The sequence below is a fragment of the Actinomyces bowdenii genome (genome assembly GCF_017592395.1).
Taxonomy (GTDB): Bacteria; Actinomycetota; Actinomycetes; order Actinomycetales; family Actinomycetaceae; genus Actinomyces; species Actinomyces bowdenii.
In genome coordinates, this window is sequence record NZ_JAGFOU010000005.1 from 78,000 (window position 1) to 94,791 (window position 16,792).

The following is a 16,792-nucleotide window of genomic DNA, read 5'->3' on the forward strand; positions in this document are numbered from 1 at the left end:
GGATCACCATGACTCAGCAAGCATCTCCCGAACCCTTGCGCATCGCTGTTCTTGCCGGCGGTCTCAGCCACGAACGGGATATCTCCCTGCGCTCGGGGCACCGCGTGGCCCAGGTCCTCAAGCATCTGGGGCACTCCGTGCTGGTGATGGATATTGATGCCCGCACGATCGGTGCGCTGCGCGCCTACAGTCCGGACGTGGTCTGGCCGCTCGCGCACGGTGGCCACGGCGAGGACGGCGGACTCCAGAATGTCCTCATCGCCTTGGAGCTCCCTTACGTCGGCACGCATTCCGACGGCTGCCAGCGATCCTCCTTCAAGCCCACGGCGAAGGCCACCGTTCGCACTGGCGGGGTCCTCTCGCCGGATTCCGTCACCCTTCCCCGCGCCTACTTCAGCCAGTTGGGAGCGCAGGAGGTGCTCGGTCTTGTGGCGGGGCACCTGGGCCTTCCCGTGGTGGTCAAGCCGAACCAGGGTGGATCAGGCCTCGGGGTCTCCTACGCCTCCGACGCCGATGAGCTGCGCTCAGCCATGGTCGCCTGCTTCTCCTACGACGATCGGGCCCTCATCGAGCGGTACGTCGCCGGCACGGAGATCGCTGTGTCCGTTGTGGACACGGGAGAGGGGCCACGTGCGCTTCCCCCCGTGGAGGTTGTCTCCGAGGGTCAGTACGATTTCGACGCCCGCTACAACCCGGGACGATCGGAGTACTTCGTTCCGGCACGCCTTCCTGCGGAGCACCTGGAGCTGGTCCAGGAGACAGCGCTCATCGTGCATCGCACCCTGGGCCTGGGCAACATCTCCCGCACGGACCTCATCCTGGACGGCGACGGCACCCCATGGTTCATCGACGTCAACGTCGTTCCCGGTATGACGGAGAATTCGCTTCTGCCCTTGGCAGCCGAGGCCGACGGCGATCTTCCCGGACTCTACGACGCCCTCGTGAGGAATCCCTTCGTCCACCCCTAGTGTTTCACGTGGAACAGGGGCTCACGCCTTGGATGCGTGAGCCCCTGTTCTCTTACCCCTCCTCCACACGGAGTGCTCACCGCCGATACCGACGAGCCGTCATGGCCCTTCCGCTGTTTCACGTGAAACAGCGGAAGGGACGCCGGAGGCTATGCTCGGGCTGATCCCGGAAGCGATCGCTCATCGCACTACGGGCACTCACTGCGCTTCTGAAGCACCGCTGCCAAGAGCTGAAGCCGCATGCTGAACGAGCTGTGGCACCTACGGACGGAGGGCTCAGACACCTATGAGGAGTGGTTTCACGTGAATCCACGATTAATCTGATGACACGCCTCGGATCGACGCCGGGTCTCACCTCGAATGATCCTGAGACTACGACCAGCACGGGAGGGGTGGGTGAGTTCATCAGAGCAGAGCCCGTGCACACAGCAGTAGGAAGGTCACGCGGGTGATGGCACGCGCTCCTTGTCAGAACGCCGACGAGGAGAAGGGGGGGAAGCCTGAGGCCGCTGCGCTCCCACTCACGATGATGGGGCAATAGCAATCACCCGTGGTTTCACGTGAAACAGGGATTCGAGTTCAGTCCATCTTTCCACGGCCGGACGGAGATCAGTTCCAGATGGAGCACCCTCGACGACGAGAGCAAGGATTCTGGGCCCTCTCACCCCCCTCGCTCACCGTCGCACCTTGGTTCATCGAGGGCAACAGTCACTGCCCAGGCACAGCCCGGCGCGCCTCATCGCGGCACGACGATGTTCCACGTGAAACGATCGTGCATCCTCCGTTGTCTCCACTGTCGCGACACACCATAGATCCCCCGGACCAGGACATGAGGGAACGGGGAGAGGAGTCGAGGATGGAGCGCTGTTATCATCGAAGGCCGCTGGCATCCTCGCACCACCCGCCGCAGTGCTTCCGCTGCACGAAAGCCCGGCAATGGCCGTCTACCTCCGGAAGCACAGGCTCTCCCGATCGCCAGCCAAACCTCGTCGCGGTGAAGGATCGAAACGAGTTTCACGTGAAACAATGCCGAAGTGCGCGTCCCTGTGAGGTTGTGGACGCGGTCGGTGGGGGTTTGGCTGGCCATGGCGGCCTGGGTTCGGTGGTGCTGGTGGAGCTGGGTCTGGTGGGCGTTCTCGCGCTGGGTCTGGCTGGCGCGGGTGCGGGCGTGGTCCCACTCGGGGGCCGGGGTGGGGGTTTAAGCGCTCGAGGCTGCTGTTGGTCTGGGGCAGGCAGGGGCTAGGAGCGCTTGATACGTGAGATGGAAAGGACCTGGTTGAGGGTCCCGGAGCGGTCGCAGGCCCCGTTATCGGCAGGCCGCCTCGAGGGTGATGCCCAGGAACGCGACGTGGGCCAGGGCCCGGGCCATGAGGGCAGCGGCGGCCTCCTGGCGCTCATCGTCCAGAATCTGGCTGTAGACCAGGAGGGAGTGCTCATCGGCGGAGTGGTGCAGACAGCATCACCCCTGCCCCGCTGGCCAGGACCGCCTTGGTCACCGGAATGCCGCATCCATGGGCCCGCCACCCGCCCCGGGCGGGATACGGCCCAGTATCTTGATGTCCACGTGCACCAGCCGGCCGGGACGGTCCTTCTCGTAGCGCACCGGCGATGGATGGCGCGAGCCGGCCTCAGGGGCCCTATCAAGGTGGGCCAGGGGCGGCATGCGGTAGCGCGTGAGGATCGACCCGGCCGTGGAGCGGGCCGGGCCCACGTGGCAGGCGATCCTAGGATGCCCCCAGCGCCTGCTGAAGCGCAGGACCATCATGCGCGCCTGACGCGCGGGAAAGCGGTAGGGGCCGTGCTCAGGACGACTGGAACCGTCATCCATGGGCACCCCTACCCGGTAGCGGTCGGCCCACTGCCCGAACGCCGCCGGGCAGACCTGGAAACACTCAGCCATCCGACGGAGCGCTTCCGCCGTGTAGGAGCACCAGACGATGGCCGTCTGTCTCCGGAAGCACAGGTACTCCCGATCGTCCAGCAAGCCTCGTCGTGGCAGAGAATCGCAAGGAGTTTCACGTGAAACAGTGCCCAACGGTCCCGTGCTTCATCGAACCGCAGGTCAGTTCCTCCTCCTTTCCTGATCGCCTCTCAACATTTGGTTCATCGACATACGAGCGTGATCCGATGTCACCGTCGTCGAGCATCATCGTTGTTTCACGTGAAACAGGGATGGAGGTAGGAGGCTTTCTGCGCCTGTCTGTGCCCGAGTCAGGGAGCGGTGATCCCACCAAGAGCGAGAGGGAGCACATCGCTCCGAGGACATCGACCGCTGTACTGTCCCGCCCCCGGGGCTTCCATACAGGCTTCCGACCGGAGTCGCCCTCCATGGCACGCCAGGCGTGCATACCGACCGCTGCCATCACGTCATCACCGACGCTCTCGCGCGAAGACCTCCCTCCTGGGAGGGGGGAGGGCGGGATGGGAGGAGCCCTACGCCCGGGCTCCCGACTATCCGGGACACTGATAAGACACGAACGGTCAGGCCCGCATCACCCCTACCCGCAGTCCCGCCTCCCCAGCCAGAGCCGGAACGTGATGCGCTCTGGCGTGCCCCGCTCGAGCCACATGGCTCAGGTCAGGAGCACTGTTCCCATGGGAGCAGTACCCCAGGAATCATCGTCCTTACATTCATCGCCTGTCATGGGATACGCCACCATTCACGCTCTCCGTCCCACTCCTCGTGCCAGCCGGCTTCTGCCCCGTCCGCGCCACCCACGGGATCAAGCAGCGTCACTCACCTATCATCGGAGGCATGAAGCGATATCGTGGTGTCACGTGACACACGGATGACGTCCTCCTCTATTTCCTGCCTCCTTGGTCTCGAAGTGGTGTTTCACGTGAAACACAGTGAGTGAGACCCGCGCCGGTATCGCATCACCCGTCCCCGCATCGATCCCGGTCTTTGCACCTGACAACGAAGGAGGCGGAGAGGCCACCGTGCTCGCAACTCGCTGACCACAGCGCTTCGTGGCAAGGAGAGCAGGCGGTCACTCCCGAGGTCGGGAAGCCACACCGATGAACAGCAGCAGCGCGACAGAGGCGCCATGGTTTCACGTGAAACACCGCTCCGCTTCTGGAGTCTGAAGACCCAGGACATCGAAAGGTGGCGCCCGCTCGGCCATGGGCATCCATAGAATCTCCAGCGCGGCCCGGTTCACCGGGGACCAGAGTCCACTTCGGCACGATGAGGCAGCATCGACGGCGCCTACCGGCATGAGTGCGATCCCCGTGGCCAGGGACCACGCCAGAGATGTCACGTCAACCGCAGACTCCTGCCGGAGCGTCAGATTCCGCTCTCGAGTTCCTGCGAGACAAGGGATGGAACGTCCTCTCATCATCGCACCCCCAATCGCGCAGCACGCCTCCGCTCTCACTCCGCATCGGCCCTGATGAGCACAGCAGAACAGGTTTCACGTGAAACCGTCATCGAGGCCCGCGGTCAGGGGCAGAGCTTGATCAACCATCGCTCCCATGCTCTGTATCGGCGGGCACATCACCATGGCAGGAGTGGAGAGCCTCACCCCAGCAGTGTCGGCCTGAGGGTCAACCTGGCCGGCACCTCGCGACCTGAGATGATCTGGGGAGCGTGCTATGCCGAGGAAGCCGCACGGTCAGGGGATGCCATCCGTACATCCCTGGAGTGTGCAGACCTCAGTCCTGAGCCGGGTTCCACGCGAAGAACCGGGGCCCAGCACCAACGGTGCCGGGCCCCGGTTTCACGTGAAACACGACGGGCTACTCCTCCTCAAGAGAGGTCCCTGGAGCCAGGGCATCGACAATGCGGGCAAGGTCCTCTTCGCCGGCGAACTCGATGGTGATCCTGCCCTTCTTCGCACCCCTGGTGACCTTGACGCGGGTGTCGAAGGCGTCGGAGAGCCTCGTCGAGAGTGCCGGGAGAGGGGTACTGCGAGCCCGCAGGGTCTTCGGCTGCACTCCGCCCTCCGGCTCCTCCTGAAGAGCGACCAGCTCTTCAGTAGCACGCACCGACAGTCCCTCAGCGACGATGCGCTGCGCCAGACGCTCCATGACTGCCGCGTTCGGCAGCCCGAGAAGCGCACGAGCGTGACCTGCGGAGATGACTCCCGCTGCCAATCGGCGCTGAACCAGAGGCGGGAGCTTCATGAGACGCAGTGTGTTGGAGATCTGAGACCGCGAACGAGCGATCCTCTCGGAGAGCTCCGCATGCGTGCAGTGGAAGTCCTCCAGCAACTGCTGGTAGGCAGCCGCCTCCTCCAGGGGGTTCAGCTGGACCCGGTGCAGATTCTCCAGAAGCGCGTCACGCAGCAGATCAACATCGTCGGTGTCCCGCACCACGGCGGGAATGGTGTCCATTCCCGCCTCCTTGGAGGCCCGCAGACGCCGTTCTCCCATGATGAGCTCATAGCGCGGCTCGTCCCCTGCACCGGTCGCACGACGAACCACAATGGGCTGGAGCAGACCGACTTCCCTGATGGAAGCGGCGAGCTCGGCGATATCGTCCTCGTCGAAGACCTGGCGCGGCTGACGCGGATTGGGGTGGATGAGCTCCACCGGAAGCTCAGCAAAACTTGCTCCGGGAACAGGAACCAGAGCTTCGGCATCCTCGACCTCGCCCTCAGAGGCCCCAAGCGCCGTTTCACGTGAAACACTCGCGTCAGGCTCATCCATGCCCTCGTCCACCGCAGAGGCCTCCCCGGCAGTGATCTCATCAGCAGGCTCCGTCACTGGCGGGGCATCGACGATCTCCGGCTCGGCAGGCACATCCTCCCTCGCGGCCACGTCGTCGGGCACCACGGTCTCCTGCGGCATTGCGACGCTGGGTGTGGGGGGCTCCGTCTCCACGGAAGCAGTCTCAGCAGGCTCCTCGACCTTCTCGACCGCCTCATCCTTCACCGCGGTTTCACGTGAAACCGCGGTCTTCTTCGTCGTGCGACGTGTCGTGCTGCGGCTCTTCGCTGCGCTCTCGCCCGTCGTCCGACGCGAGCGGGAGCCTCGCGCGCGCTTGGGCGGAGTCAACAGTGTGGAGAGATCACTGCCGCTACTGCGCTCCTCCTTGGCAGCAGGCGCGGCCGTGCCCCTCTCCCGGGGGGAGGACTGGGCTGAGTCGGGGTCCTGCGAGCGGGAGTCGGGGAAGAAGACATCCGAGGGGCGGCGGGCGCTTGCACTCTCCTTCTGGGAGTCAGGGATGAGCGCCTCCAAGCCGCGTCCCAGACCACGCCGTTTCTGTGCCATCAGGCCTCCTCGCCTTCCTTCGTGGAGGCCCCCCGAAGAGCGACCTCATGAGCCATCTTCTTGTAAGCCACGGCACCCGAGGATCGCGGGTCCCAGAACACCACCGGGGCCCCGAACGAGGGGGCTTCAGCAACTCTGATGGAGCGCGGCACCTTGGTCTCCAAGGTGGCGTGCGGGAAGTAACTGCGCACTTCGGACTCCACCTCCCGCGCCAACGTGGTGCGTCCGTCGAACATGGTCAGCACGATCATGGAGACGCCCAGCTCTGGGTTGTGGATCCGCGCGATCCGGTCGATAGAGCGAGTGAGCAGGGCAAGTCCCTCCAGGGCGTAGTACTCCGCCTGCATGGGGATGAGCACCTCGGCAGCCGCGACGAAGGCGTTGATCGTCATGATGCCCAGGCTCGGAGGGCAGTCGATGATGATGTAGTCCAGGCGTGGCAACTGCTGTGCTTCACGTGCCGCGAGATAGTCATTGAGTGCGTAGTGCAGTCGTGATTCTCGCTGAGGGGTCTCGATGAGCTCGATCTCCACGGCGGCGACATCGATTGTCGCCGGGACGCAGAGGAGTGTGTCATTGAAGCGCGTCTGGGTGACCACGTCCCCGATCGCGACGCCGTCGACGAGCACGTCATAGATGGAGGCCTGCTCCTCCCCATGGTGCACTCCGAGTGCTGTGGAAGCGTTCCCCTGGGAATCCGCATCGATGAGCAGGACGTGCAGACCGCCTTCGGCCAGCGCTGCCGCGAGGTTGACGGCGGTCGATGTCTTCCCCACACCCCCCTTCTGATTCGCCACCGCTATGATGCGCGTGCGCCCCGGGCGCGGGTAACCCTCCTCGGCCACCTCATCAAGGGCGATGTGATCGGCCTGGAGCTGATCGAAAATAGACGATCCAGACAAACCTGCTCCTCCTGGGACGACTGCCCGACGGCTGGAGCCAGCCAGGCATCAGCAGTCTACGCGAGGAGGCTGCCGGGCACGCGATGGTATTCCACCGTGCCTCAGGGCTTCTTCGGGCGGCGAACCTCCACGATCATCGTCATCTCATCGCCCGGTGTCACAACCTCATGAATGACCGCTTCTGATAGCTTATGCTTTTTTATGACGTAGACCGCATCCTTCACCTCGGCCTCCGCCCTGGCTCCCTTGAGGGCCAGCAGGGCGCCGCCAGGGCGCAGCAGCCCGGAGGTCAGGCGCACCAGCTTGGACAGGTTCGCCACTGCCCGCGCCGTCACCGCGTCATAGCGCTCCTTGACCTCCTCGGCACGGGCGCGCCGAAGCGTGACATTGTCCAGATCCAACTCATTGATCACCTCGCCCAGCCACTCGGCCCGCCGCTCCATGGTCTCGATGAGGGTGATCTCCAGATCCGGCCGCAGCAGGGCGATGACGATGCCCGGGAAGCCGGCCCCTGAACCGACGTCGGCCACTGCTCCCCGCGAGGGCAGGAAGGGCACGACCGCCGCGGAGTTGACGATATGCCGGGTCCATAGGCGGGGCAGCTCCCGCGGGCCCAGCAGGCCGCGCAGCTCCCCCTCCTCCTCAAGCATCCGGGCGTAGTGCTCCGCACCGGCGAAGGCCAGCCCGAAGAGCCGGCGCATCTCCTCCGTGGGCTGCTCGACCTGGGTGCGCGCCACTCAGTCCTGCTCCTGGTCCTCGTCCTGCGCGCTCGATGCCCGCACCGCATCCTGTCCCGACTCGGCACTCGGCGCCGCCTCGCCAGCGTCCTCCTCATCCTCGGGGGCCTCCTCAGCCGGCAGGACGACGACGTAGCGGTGCGGCTCGGCGCCCTCGGACTCGGAGTACAGGCCGGCCGAGGCCACGACATCGTGGCAGACCTTGCGCTCGAAGGGATTCATGGGATCCAGGGACACCGCGTCCCCGGTGGCCAGGACCTTGGTCACAGCCTCCTGGGCGACCTTGGTCAGCTCCACGCGCCTCGAGGCGCGGTAGCCGTTAATGTCGAGCATGAGCCGCGAGCGATTCCCGGTGCGGGCCTGGACCGCGAGCCGGGTCAGCTCCTGAACGGCTTCCAGCACCTCGCCGTCGGGACCCACGAGGTCCTCGAGCTCCCGCTCGTCCCCCTCCTCGGAGGCCAGTACGGCGATGGAGGCGCGGCCGTGATCGACGTCGATATCGATATCCCCGCCCAGGTCGGCGATATCGAGGAGCTCCTCGAGGTAGTCGGCGCCGATCTCGCCCTCCTCCTCAAGGCGCGAGACAGTGCTGGAGCCTGCTGACGTGGTGTTCTCACTCATGTGCTCATCCGTATCTGTGTGGAGAAATGTATGGAGACTCTGGAACCGGGTCATGCGCTCAGCGCGGGCGCCTCTTCTTGGCCTGGCGCTTGCGCTTGGCGGCGGCCTGCTGACGGGCCCGGGCGCGCCTCTCATAACGGCGTCGGGCGATCTCCTCCTCGGTCAGCCCGCCGACGGCCGAGGATGAGGCCTGCTCCTCACCGGCGTCGCCGCCATCCTCGTGCCCGTCATCCTCTGTGAGGCCATCGCGCTGCTGGGCGTCCCCGGCGACGGCGGAGCCGCGCTTCTGCCGCTTCTTGCTGATCGGCTGGACGCGCTGGCCGCCGGTACGGCCCTCGGCCTCGGCCTTCGCGGCCGCCTGGGCCCTCTCCTCCTCCTCCAGGGAGGGCAGGCCCTTGCGGGCCCGCTTGGCATTGACGCGGGCGCGGTAGACCTTCTCGGCCTCACTGCCCGGTGCGGGCATGTTGCGGATGGTGAAGAACTGCTGGCCCATGGTCCACAGGTTGGAGGTCACCCAGTAGACGAGCACGCCGATCTGGAAGTTGACGCCGGTGACGGCGAAGACGATCGGCATGACCGTGATCATGATCCGCTGGGAGCGGATCATGGGGTTGTCGGAGTTCTTCGTCGACTCCGGCATGTTCTTCATGCTCAGCTGCGCCATGGTGTACCACTGGGTCACCGACATGATGATGATCATGATGACCGTGACAATCTTGACCTGGAGACTGTCGCTGTTCATGAAGGAGGAGGACAGGTTCGCGCCGAAGACGGTGGAGGCCTGGACATCCCTGGCCAGGTCAGCCGTCAGCGGGCCGATGGAGTCGCTGCCGGCGTAGGTCCCGTCCGCCACATTCTGCAGGCTGGCCAGCACGCGGAACAATGCGAAGAAGATCGGCATCTGCACCAGGATCGGCAGGCAGGAGGACAGGGGGTTGGTCCCGTGCTTGCGGTACAGGGCCATCATCTCCTCCTGCTGCCGCTTCTGCGACTCAGGATCCTTCTTGCCCTTGTACTTGGCCTGGAGCGCCTGGAGCTCGGGCTGCATCAGCTGCATGCCGCGCGAGGCCCTGATCTGCCTGACGAACAGCGGCATGATGAGGATGCGCACCACCACCGTCAGGCCGATGATCGACAGCACCCAGGCCACTCCCGGCCCGTCGGGCAGGCCGAGGAGGGTGAGCCCCTTGTGGATATAGACCATGACCCAGGCGACGATCACCTTGAGAGGCCACAGCAAGCTGTCCATCTGTACTCCTTGAATCTGGTGCGGGTCCGCGACCCGCTGACCGGCAAGCGCCGGCCCTCCGCTCACCGGATGGTGAAGCGGGCGACGTCGTGGGGATAGTGGTAGCGCCACCGTCCCCGATCGGGAACATGGTCGACACCACCGGGGCTCAGAGGATTGCAGCGCAGGATCCGCCAGGCCGAGAGGATGGCCCCCTTGAGGGGCCCGTGCCGGCCCACGGCCTCGATCGCGTAGGTCGAGCAGCTCGGGTAGTAGCGGCAGCAGGGCGGCAGCGCCGGGGAGATCCAGCGCTGGTAGAGGCGCACAGGGACGAGGATCATCCGGCCCACGGCAGCACCGATCCCTCCGCTCATCGCCTGCGACCCCGTCGGGCGAGCTCGCGGCAGCGCTCCAGCAGGAGGTCGACGTCCCGCCCGAGCTCGGCGCTCGAGGCGCCGTCGGCTCCCGCCAGCCCCCGGATGACCACCCGCGATCCGGGCTCGAGCCGGGTCAGGCGCGCAGCCATGACGCCACGGATCCTGCGCTTGACCCGGTTGCGGTGCGTGGCCAGGGGGATCTGCTTCTTGGGCACAACGACGCCGACGAGAGCCGGGGAGGAGTCCCCGGACCCGCCGGCGCAGTAGTGGACGACGAGCCTGCGGCTGCCACGGCGGGCACCCGTGCGCACTGCGGTGGAGAAGTCCTCACCCCGCAGTAGCCGGTGCTCCGCGTCAAGCACCTCAGGCGGCGAGACGGGCGCGGCCCTTGCGGCGGCGCGAGGCGAGAACGGCCCGGCCGGCACGGGTGGACATGCGCTTGCGGAAGCCGTGCACCTTGGCACGACGACGGTTGTTCGGCTGATAGGTCCGCTTGCTCACGGGTGTACTCCTGCTTGGGTGATCGGAACAGCGCGTCACGGGGAACGCGGGCTGTCGCTCGCACGGCTGCCCCATGGACCGGAGCCTGACTCCGCGCGAACGTCCGCACCACAATACGTTTCGCCTTCCCGCAGGGTCAAACGAATGTGACCGATGCCCGATGAGGCCCCAGCCACGCCCCGCAGCGCGTCTCCCCACTTCTCCACGGGTTGTCCCCATCCGGTGGAGGAGCATGGGGGTTTCTCTCCACAGCCTGGCGACGCTGTGGCCAAGTCCCGCCCACAGGCTTGTGGACCTGTGGAGGCAGAAGCCCTCCCGACCTGCTGAATTCTTGTCATTCACAGCACGTGATCCGCTCGGCGCGCTCATCGCGTCCAGCGCATCCACAACCCTGTGGACAAGGGTTCACAGGTGTCCCCAGATGTGGACAAGTCTGTGGAGAGCCCTCATCATGGATGGTCCGGCCAGTGCCCGTCCGACGGTACTGTCCACATCTGCCCACATCCACCGCCCATGAGGAGCCGATCGTGCCCGACGCCGCCAACACCCAGTGGCTCTCCGCCCTGGAGGTCCTCTCAGCCTCCGGGGAGCTGGGGCAGGGCAAGATGTCCATGATCCGCATGACCCACCTCATCGATGTCGACGGCACTCTCGTCCTCGTGGTGGGATCCGCCTTCGCCAAGGACATCGTCGAGCAGGCCCGCGGGCCAATCAGCACCGCCGTCGCCCAGGTGTGGGGCCATCCCATGCCCATCGAGGTGACCATCGACACCTCCTCGGAGGCCTCCTCGCGGCCCACCGGCCTCCAGCCGGTCCCGCCCCCCGGAGCAGCGGCCCCCGAGCCCGGCCCGCCGGTCAACCTGCCCGCCCCTCCCGCCCTGGGCCATGCCCCCGACCGGATCGCCCCCTCACCCCCGGCAGTCGGCGGCTACAGCTCCTTCCCCTCCGCCGCATCGGCTCCGCCCGCTCAGCCCCTGGCCGGCGCCCTCGCCGGCGCTCACCCCGGCACCGGGCCCATGGGCGCGCACAGTCCCGGGACGGTGGGCGACTACCCCGCGGCGGCCGCATCCGCTGCCGTGCCCTCGGCGGCCTCCTCATCCTCGGCCGGAGCGCCCCCGATGCCCTCGTCGGGGCTGGCCTCGGGACTGCTGAGCCCCACCGCCGTCGACGGCGCCTCCCAGCTCAACCCGCGCTACACCTTCGACACCTACGTCACCGGCTCATCCAACCGCTTCGCCCATGCCACCGCCCTGGCGGTGGCCGAGGCCCCGGCCCGCGCCTACAACCCCTTGTTCATCTACGGCGGCTCGGGACTGGGCAAGACCCACCTGCTGCACGCCATCGGCCACTACGCCCGGACCCTCAACCCCGGGATCCGGGTCAAGTACGTCAACTCCGAGGTCTTCGTCTCCGACTTCATCGCCTGCGTGCGCGACGGCAACCAGGACGACGGGCGCATGGAGGGCTTCAAGCGCCGCTACCGCGAGGTCGACATCCTCCTGGTCGACGACATCCAGTTCCTCCAGGGCAAGGAGTCCACACTGGAGGAGTTCTTCCACACCTTCAACTCCCTGCACTCCTCGGGCAAGCAGGTGGTCCTGACCTCCGACCAGCCGCCCAAGGCCCTGGGAGGCCTGGACGAGCGCCTGCGCTCGCGCTTCGAGTGGGGGCTGCTGGCCGATGTCCAGCCCCCGGACCTGGAGACCCGCATCGCGATCCTCTCGCGCAAGGGCACCGCCGAGGGCCTGGACCTGCCCCTGGACGTCCTGGAGTACATCGCCTCGCGGGTGACCACGAACATCCGCGAGCTGGAGGGGGCCCTCATCCGGGTGACGGCCTTCGCCTCGCTCAACAAGCAGCCGGTGGACCAGACCCTGGCCGAGATGGTCCTCAAGGACATCATCTCCGACCCCGAGGGCCAGGAGATCACCACCTCCCTCATCATGGCCCAGACGGCGGACTACTTCGGCATCACCATCGACGACCTGTGCTCGGCCAACCGCTCGCGCACGATCGTCTCGGCCCGGCACGTGGCCATGTACCTGTGCCGGGAGCTGACCGACCTGTCCCTGCCCAAGATCGGCCGGGAGTTCGGGGGCCGCGATCACACCACGGTCATGAGCGCGGACAAGAAGATCCGCACCCTCATGGCCGAGCGCCGCTCCACCTTCAACCAGGTCACCGAGCTGACCAGCCGCATCAAGCAGGCCGCGCAGGCGCCTCAGCCCTGAGCAGCCGTCAGCGGCTGTGAGCAGCTGTGAGCACAGCCCCGCCTGGAGCCGATGGGCTCCCGGTCCGCGCCCCACCGGGATGACGGCCCGTGGCAGCACCTGCGGTGGGACTGCGGCGCCACTGCGGCAGCACTGTGGAGGGCGCTGGGGAGCGGCGGTGGACATCCCCGGGCCGGCCTGTGGGGCACCGGCGCGCCGCTGTGGAATGACATGGGTGCCATTCAGCGCCGTCCACCGACGGCGCCAGCGACCAACCGAAGCACTCATATGTCGTTCCACAGCCGCCTCGGCGCCATACCGCCGCGAACCGGGCTTCTCCCCAGGATCCACACGTGCTACTACTCCTACAGACCAAAGTGCCTAATGCGAACGAGCACCGCCGACGTGGCCGGGCGGGGTCCGGGCGGGGCCGACCGTCTCCCCCCGCGGCCCGCCTCCCCGTGCCGTGCGGTTTGCGACTACACTCCTGATGTCGTGTGCGCGCTCCCACGGGCAGCACGCATGCGAGATCCGTGAAGGCCATGCCCGACCATGGCCCACACCCACCACCAACGGAGGCACTCATCGTGAAGCTCAGGGTCGATCGCGACATCCTTGCCGAGGCCGTCACCTGGACCGCCCGCTCGGTGCCCGCCCGCCCACCGGTGCCCGTCCTGGCGGGTGTCCGCCTGGAGGCCGCCGGATCCACCCTCGTCCTGTCATCCTTCGACTACGAGGTCTCGGCCCACTGCGAGATCGCCGCCGAGGTCGAGGAGGAGGGTGTGGTCCTGGTCTCCGGACGCCTGCTGGCCGACATCGCCAAGGCCCTGCCCAGCAAGCCGGTGGACCTCCGGCTCGAGGGCACCAAGATGGCCGTGACCTGCGGTTCGTCCCACTTCTCCCTGGCGGCCATGGCCGCCGATGACTATCCCGCCCTGCCCACGATGCCGCCCATCGCCGGGACCATCGACGCCCACGATCTGGCCCAGGCCGTCGCGCAGGTCTCCATCGCCGCCTCCCGCGATGACACCCTGCCGCTGCTGACCAGTGTCCAGATGGAGGTCGAGGGCTCCTCCCTGGTGCTCATGGCCACTGACCGCTACCGCCTGGCCCTGCGGGAGATGACCTGGTCCCCCGCCCAGGAGCTGAGCACCAGCGCCCTGCTCAAGGCGCGCACCCTGTCCGACGTGGCCAAATCGCTGACCTCCTCGGGCGAGGTGACCCTGGCCCTGACCGACTCCTCGGCATCCTCCAGCCTCATCGGCTTCGAGGCGGGCGGGCGGCGCACCACCTCCCTGCTCACCGACGGCGACTACCCCCCGGTGCGCCGCCTCTTCCCCGAGACCACCACCATCCATGCCACTGTGGGCCGCGAGGAGCTCATCGCCGCGGTGCGGCGCGTGAGCCTGGTGGCGGACCGCTCGACCCCCATCCACATGAGCTTCACCGAGGGCAGCCTGGAGCTCGACGCCGGGCAGGGCGACGACGCCCAGGCCTCCGAGCAGCTCGTCGCCCACCTCGATGGGGAGGAGATCACCACTGCCTTCAACCCCACCTACCTGCTCGACGGCCTGGGAGCCCTCACCCAGCCCTACGTCAGGCTCGACTTCACCCATGCCTCCAAGCCGGCCGTGCTCACCGGGGTGGAGTCCATCGGCGGGCAGGAGGATGAGAGCTTCCGCTACCTCATCATGCCCATCCGCTTCGGGGCCTGACCACGGCCCTGGCCGACCCGGGTCCGCTGCGTGTTCGTCTCCGACCTGTCGCTGGACGACTTCCGGTCCTACCACAGGCTCGTGCTATCCCTGGACGCGGGGCCCACGGCCTTCATCGGGGCCAATGGCCAGGGCAAGACGAACCTGGTGGAGGCCATCGCCTACCTGGCCACCCTGTCCTCCCACCGGGTGGGCGCCGACACCGCCCTGGTGCGCCGCGCCCAGCCCGGCGAGTCCCAGCCCGCGGGGGCCGTGCTGCGTGCCAGGGCCGTCCACGGGCAGCGGCCCACCGTCGTCGAGATCGAGATCATCGCGGGCCGGGCCAATCGCGCCCGCCTCAACCGCGGGTCCTGCCGCCCCCGGGATCTCGTGGGAGTGCTGCGCACCGTCGTCTTCGCCCCCGAGGACCTGGCACTGGTGCGTGAGGAGCCCGGCCTGCGCCGCCGCTTCCTGGACGACCTGGCGGTGATGATGCGCCCCGGCCTGGCGGCGGTGCGCGCCGAGCACGACAAGATCCTGGCCCAGCGGGCCAGCCTGCTGAAGTCCGCGCGCGCCTCGCGCTCCTCGGGGGCGTCGATGTCCTCCATGCTCTCGACCCTGGAGGTCTGGGACGCCCAGCTGGCCTCCGCCGCCTCCCGCCTCATCGCCGCGCGCATCGAGGTGCTCTCGCGGCTGCGCCCCTGGGTCGAGGCCGCCTACCAGGAGGTCTCCCAGGCCTCGGGGGACGCGCTCGGCGCGCAGCTGGCCTACCGCTCCAGCCTGCTCATCCACGAGGGCGCCCCGGAGCCCGATCCGAGTGGCGCTCAGTCCTGGCACCGCGGCGAGGAGGAGCTCGCGGACGCCGCGGCCACCGCCACCCGCCTTGAGACGGCCATGGGCGCGCTCCACACCCGGGAGGTCGATCGCGGAGCCAACCTGGTGGGCGCGCACCGCGATGACCTCGCCCTGTTCCTGGGAGGGCTGCCGGCCCGGGGCTTCGCCTCCCACGGCGAGCAGTGGTCCCTGGCCCTGGCCCTGCGGCTGGCCTCCTACAACATGCTGCGCCACGACCTGGATGCCTACGGCGGTGATGGTGAGCCCGTGCTCATCCTCGACGATGTCTTCGCCTCCCTGGATCAGCGCCGCCGTCGTGCCCTGGCCACCATGGTCAGTGGCGCCCAGCAGGTGCTGCTGACCGCCGCCGTCGACCAGGACGTGCCCGAGGAGCTCGACGGGGCGAGATTCCGCGTCGAGGGCGGGGAGGTGACCCGTGTCTGAGGCACCGCAGGGATCCGGGGATCCCCAGCGCATCGGGGACGCGGCCCGTCGGGAGCAGTGGCAGGTGGATCAGCAGGTCGATGCCCTGGCCGGGCGGGCCCTGGTCCGCGCCCAGCGCATCGCCTGGGAGTCGGGCCAGGGGCGCGCCCCCTCCCGGCGCGGCGATGGCGAGGGGGCCGGGGCGCCGGCCCCCTGGGACCTCAGGCGCGAGCGCGCCAGGGCCCTGGGCGGGGATGAGGAGGATCCCCATGACCGCGGTCCGGGCCTGCCCCGTGGACGCGACCGGCCCGGGCCCACCCGCTTCGACCCGCGCACCGGCCGGCGCGAGCTGGGCCGGATGGTGGAGGACCGGGGCTGGGGCGGCAAGCTGGCCGCCGCCTCGGTGGTGGCCAGGTGGGAGGAGATCGTCGGGCCCCAGATCGCCGAGCACTGCACCATCGAGTCCTTCGAGGCGGGCCGCATCACCCTGCGCGCCTCCTCCTCCAGCTGGGCCCAGCAGCTGCGCCTCATCCAGCCCTCCCTGGAGGCCACGGTGGCCCAGGCCATGCGCGGCGCCCCCGGTGCTCCCCGGGTCGCCGGGGACCCGGGCAGCCGTCCGATCGAGATGCGCATCCTGGGTCCTGCCGAGCCCTCGTGGAAGCGCCGCGGGGTGGGTCTTCGAGGCGCACGCGGGCCGAGGGACACCTATGGGTGAGACTCCCCGATGGGCTCATCCCCGTGCTCGGGCGGGCCTGCCGGCGAGCATCGCCGGGCCTGCCGGCCACCTGTCCGGGACCGGGCTTGGGATTAACCCGGGATAATTGTGACAGGGGTGTGACCGAGGTGATGACGGGCACGTCCCCTCGGGGGCCTCATCGGGCGGCTGCGGGGCCCGACTAGGCTAGAATGCGTTGAAACCGCCCATGGCGCGCTCAGGACCGTCCGACTGTACCCACCTACACGAGAGCGAAATCCCTCCCAGGACCGGCGCGAGAGGAAGTCCTGCGGGGACATCGGACCACACGGGCCCGGCTGAGGGCCTTCGAGGGGCCATGACGCACACGAATGAGGAGCAACTGACAC

14 protein-coding genes are annotated in these 16,792 nt (G+C 67.8%); 5 read left to right on the forward strand and 9 right to left on the reverse strand.

Annotation, left to right across the window (positions count from 1 at the left end; genetic code table 11):
* Window positions 1-8: 8 nt before the first annotated feature.
* Entirely contained in the window at window positions 9-968 is a 960-nt protein-coding gene (locus J5X07_RS03450) for a D-alanine--D-alanine ligase family protein (protein ID WP_208478689.1), read from the forward strand.
* 1,492 nt (window positions 969-2,460) lie between these two features.
* Here the strand turns inward: J5X07_RS03450 and J5X07_RS03455 are convergent.
* From J5X07_RS03455 to rpmH, 9 genes are all read right to left on the reverse strand, one after another.
* Window positions 2,461-2,796, reverse strand: coding sequence for a hypothetical protein (locus J5X07_RS03455; RefSeq protein ID WP_208478690.1), 336 nt, complete (start codon window positions 2,794-2,796; stop codon window positions 2,461-2,463).
* 1,910 nt (window positions 2,797-4,706) lie between these two features.
* Window positions 4,707-6,182 carry a ParB/RepB/Spo0J family partition protein gene (locus J5X07_RS03460; protein WP_208478691.1) on the reverse strand — a complete coding sequence of 492 codons (1,476 nt, stop codon included), beginning with the start codon at window positions 6,180-6,182 and terminating at the stop codon, window positions 4,707-4,709.
* Window positions 6,182-7,084, reverse strand: coding sequence for a ParA family protein (locus tag J5X07_RS03465; RefSeq protein ID WP_124933153.1), 903 nt, complete (start codon window positions 7,082-7,084; stop codon window positions 6,182-6,184). The genes J5X07_RS03460 and J5X07_RS03465 overlap by 1 nt, the downstream gene beginning before the upstream one ends.
* Before the next feature lie 101 nt (window positions 7,085-7,185).
* Window positions 7,186-7,785 carry a 16S rRNA (guanine(527)-N(7))-methyltransferase RsmG gene (gene rsmG, locus J5X07_RS03470; protein WP_124933223.1) on the reverse strand — a complete coding sequence of 200 codons (600 nt, stop codon included), beginning with the start codon at window positions 7,783-7,785 and terminating at the stop codon, window positions 7,186-7,188.
* Between the two features lie 36 nt (window positions 7,786-7,821).
* The gene (locus J5X07_RS03475; RefSeq protein ID WP_124933152.1) at window positions 7,822-8,442 is read right to left on the reverse strand and encodes a Jag family protein; all 621 of its coding nucleotides are present in this window, start codon (window positions 8,440-8,442) and stop codon (window positions 7,822-7,824) included.
* Window positions 8,443-8,500: 58 nt separating this feature from the next.
* Window positions 8,501-9,691: a membrane protein insertase YidC gene (gene yidC, locus J5X07_RS03480; RefSeq protein ID WP_208478692.1), complete on the reverse strand. Its 1,191-nt coding sequence runs from the start codon at window positions 9,689-9,691 to the stop codon at window positions 8,501-8,503.
* Window positions 9,692-9,753: 62 nt separating this feature from the next.
* Window positions 9,754-10,011: a membrane protein insertion efficiency factor YidD gene (gene yidD, locus J5X07_RS03485; RefSeq protein WP_244924973.1), complete on the reverse strand. Its 258-nt coding sequence runs from the start codon at window positions 10,009-10,011 to the stop codon at window positions 9,754-9,756.
* A gap of 29 nt (window positions 10,012-10,040) precedes the next feature.
* Window positions 10,041-10,409: a ribonuclease P protein component gene (rnpA, locus tag J5X07_RS03490; RefSeq protein ID WP_124933149.1), complete on the reverse strand. Its 369-nt coding sequence runs from the start codon at window positions 10,407-10,409 to the stop codon at window positions 10,041-10,043.
* A 1-nt stretch (window position 10,410) separates the two neighbouring features.
* The gene (gene rpmH, locus J5X07_RS03495; RefSeq protein ID WP_026426261.1) at window positions 10,411-10,548 is read right to left on the reverse strand and encodes a 50S ribosomal protein L34; all 138 of its coding nucleotides are present in this window, start codon (window positions 10,546-10,548) and stop codon (window positions 10,411-10,413) included.
* A gap of 527 nt (window positions 10,549-11,075) precedes the next feature.
* Between rpmH and dnaA the strand changes: the two genes are divergently transcribed.
* From dnaA to J5X07_RS03515, 4 genes are all read left to right on the forward strand, one after another.
* Window positions 11,076-12,779: a chromosomal replication initiator protein DnaA gene (gene dnaA / locus J5X07_RS03500; RefSeq protein WP_208478693.1), complete on the forward strand. Its 1,704-nt coding sequence runs from the start codon at window positions 11,076-11,078 to the stop codon at window positions 12,777-12,779.
* A gap of 566 nt (window positions 12,780-13,345) precedes the next feature.
* Entirely contained in the window at window positions 13,346-14,473 is a 1,128-nt protein-coding gene (gene dnaN, locus J5X07_RS03505; protein ID WP_124933147.1) for a DNA polymerase III subunit beta, read from the forward strand.
* Window positions 14,474-14,503: 30 nt separating this feature from the next.
* Window positions 14,504-15,730, forward strand: a complete 1,227-nt coding sequence (gene recF, locus J5X07_RS03510) for a DNA replication/repair protein RecF (RefSeq protein WP_208478694.1) — start codon at window positions 14,504-14,506, stop codon at window positions 15,728-15,730.
* Complete coding sequence (locus tag J5X07_RS03515) at window positions 15,723-16,424, forward strand: DciA family protein (protein ID WP_341769392.1); 702 nt, start codon at window positions 15,723-15,725, stop codon at window positions 16,422-16,424. Before recF ends, J5X07_RS03515 begins: the two co-directional genes overlap by 8 nt.
* The last annotated feature ends 368 nt before the right edge of the window (window positions 16,425-16,792 follow it).

What these genes read in the sequence shown, in the direction of transcription:
- J5X07_RS03450 (WP_208478689.1), top strand. Translation starts at nt 9, where the DNA reads ATGACTCAGCAAGCATCTCCCGAACCCTTGCGCATCGCTGTTCTTGCC.
- yidC (WP_208478692.1), bottom strand. Translation starts at nt 9,691, where the DNA reads ATGGACAGCTTGCTGTGGCCTCTCAAGGTGATCGTCGCCTGGGTCATG.
- yidD (WP_244924973.1), bottom strand. Translation starts at nt 10,011, where the DNA reads ATGATCCTCGTCCCTGTGCGCCTCTACCAGCGCTGGATCTCCCCGGCG.
- rsmG (WP_124933223.1), bottom strand. Translation starts at nt 7,785, where the DNA reads ATGCGCCGGCTCTTCGGGCTGGCCTTCGCCGGTGCGGAGCACTACGCC.
- J5X07_RS03455 (WP_208478690.1), bottom strand. Translation starts at nt 2,796, where the DNA reads ATGGATGACGGTTCCAGTCGTCCTGAGCACGGCCCCTACCGCTTTCCC.
- J5X07_RS03475 (WP_124933152.1), bottom strand. Translation starts at nt 8,442, where the DNA reads ATGAGTGAGAACACCACGTCAGCAGGCTCCAGCACTGTCTCGCGCCTT.
- J5X07_RS03460 (WP_208478691.1), bottom strand. Translation starts at nt 6,182, where the DNA reads ATGGCACAGAAACGGCGTGGTCTGGGACGCGGCTTGGAGGCGCTCATC.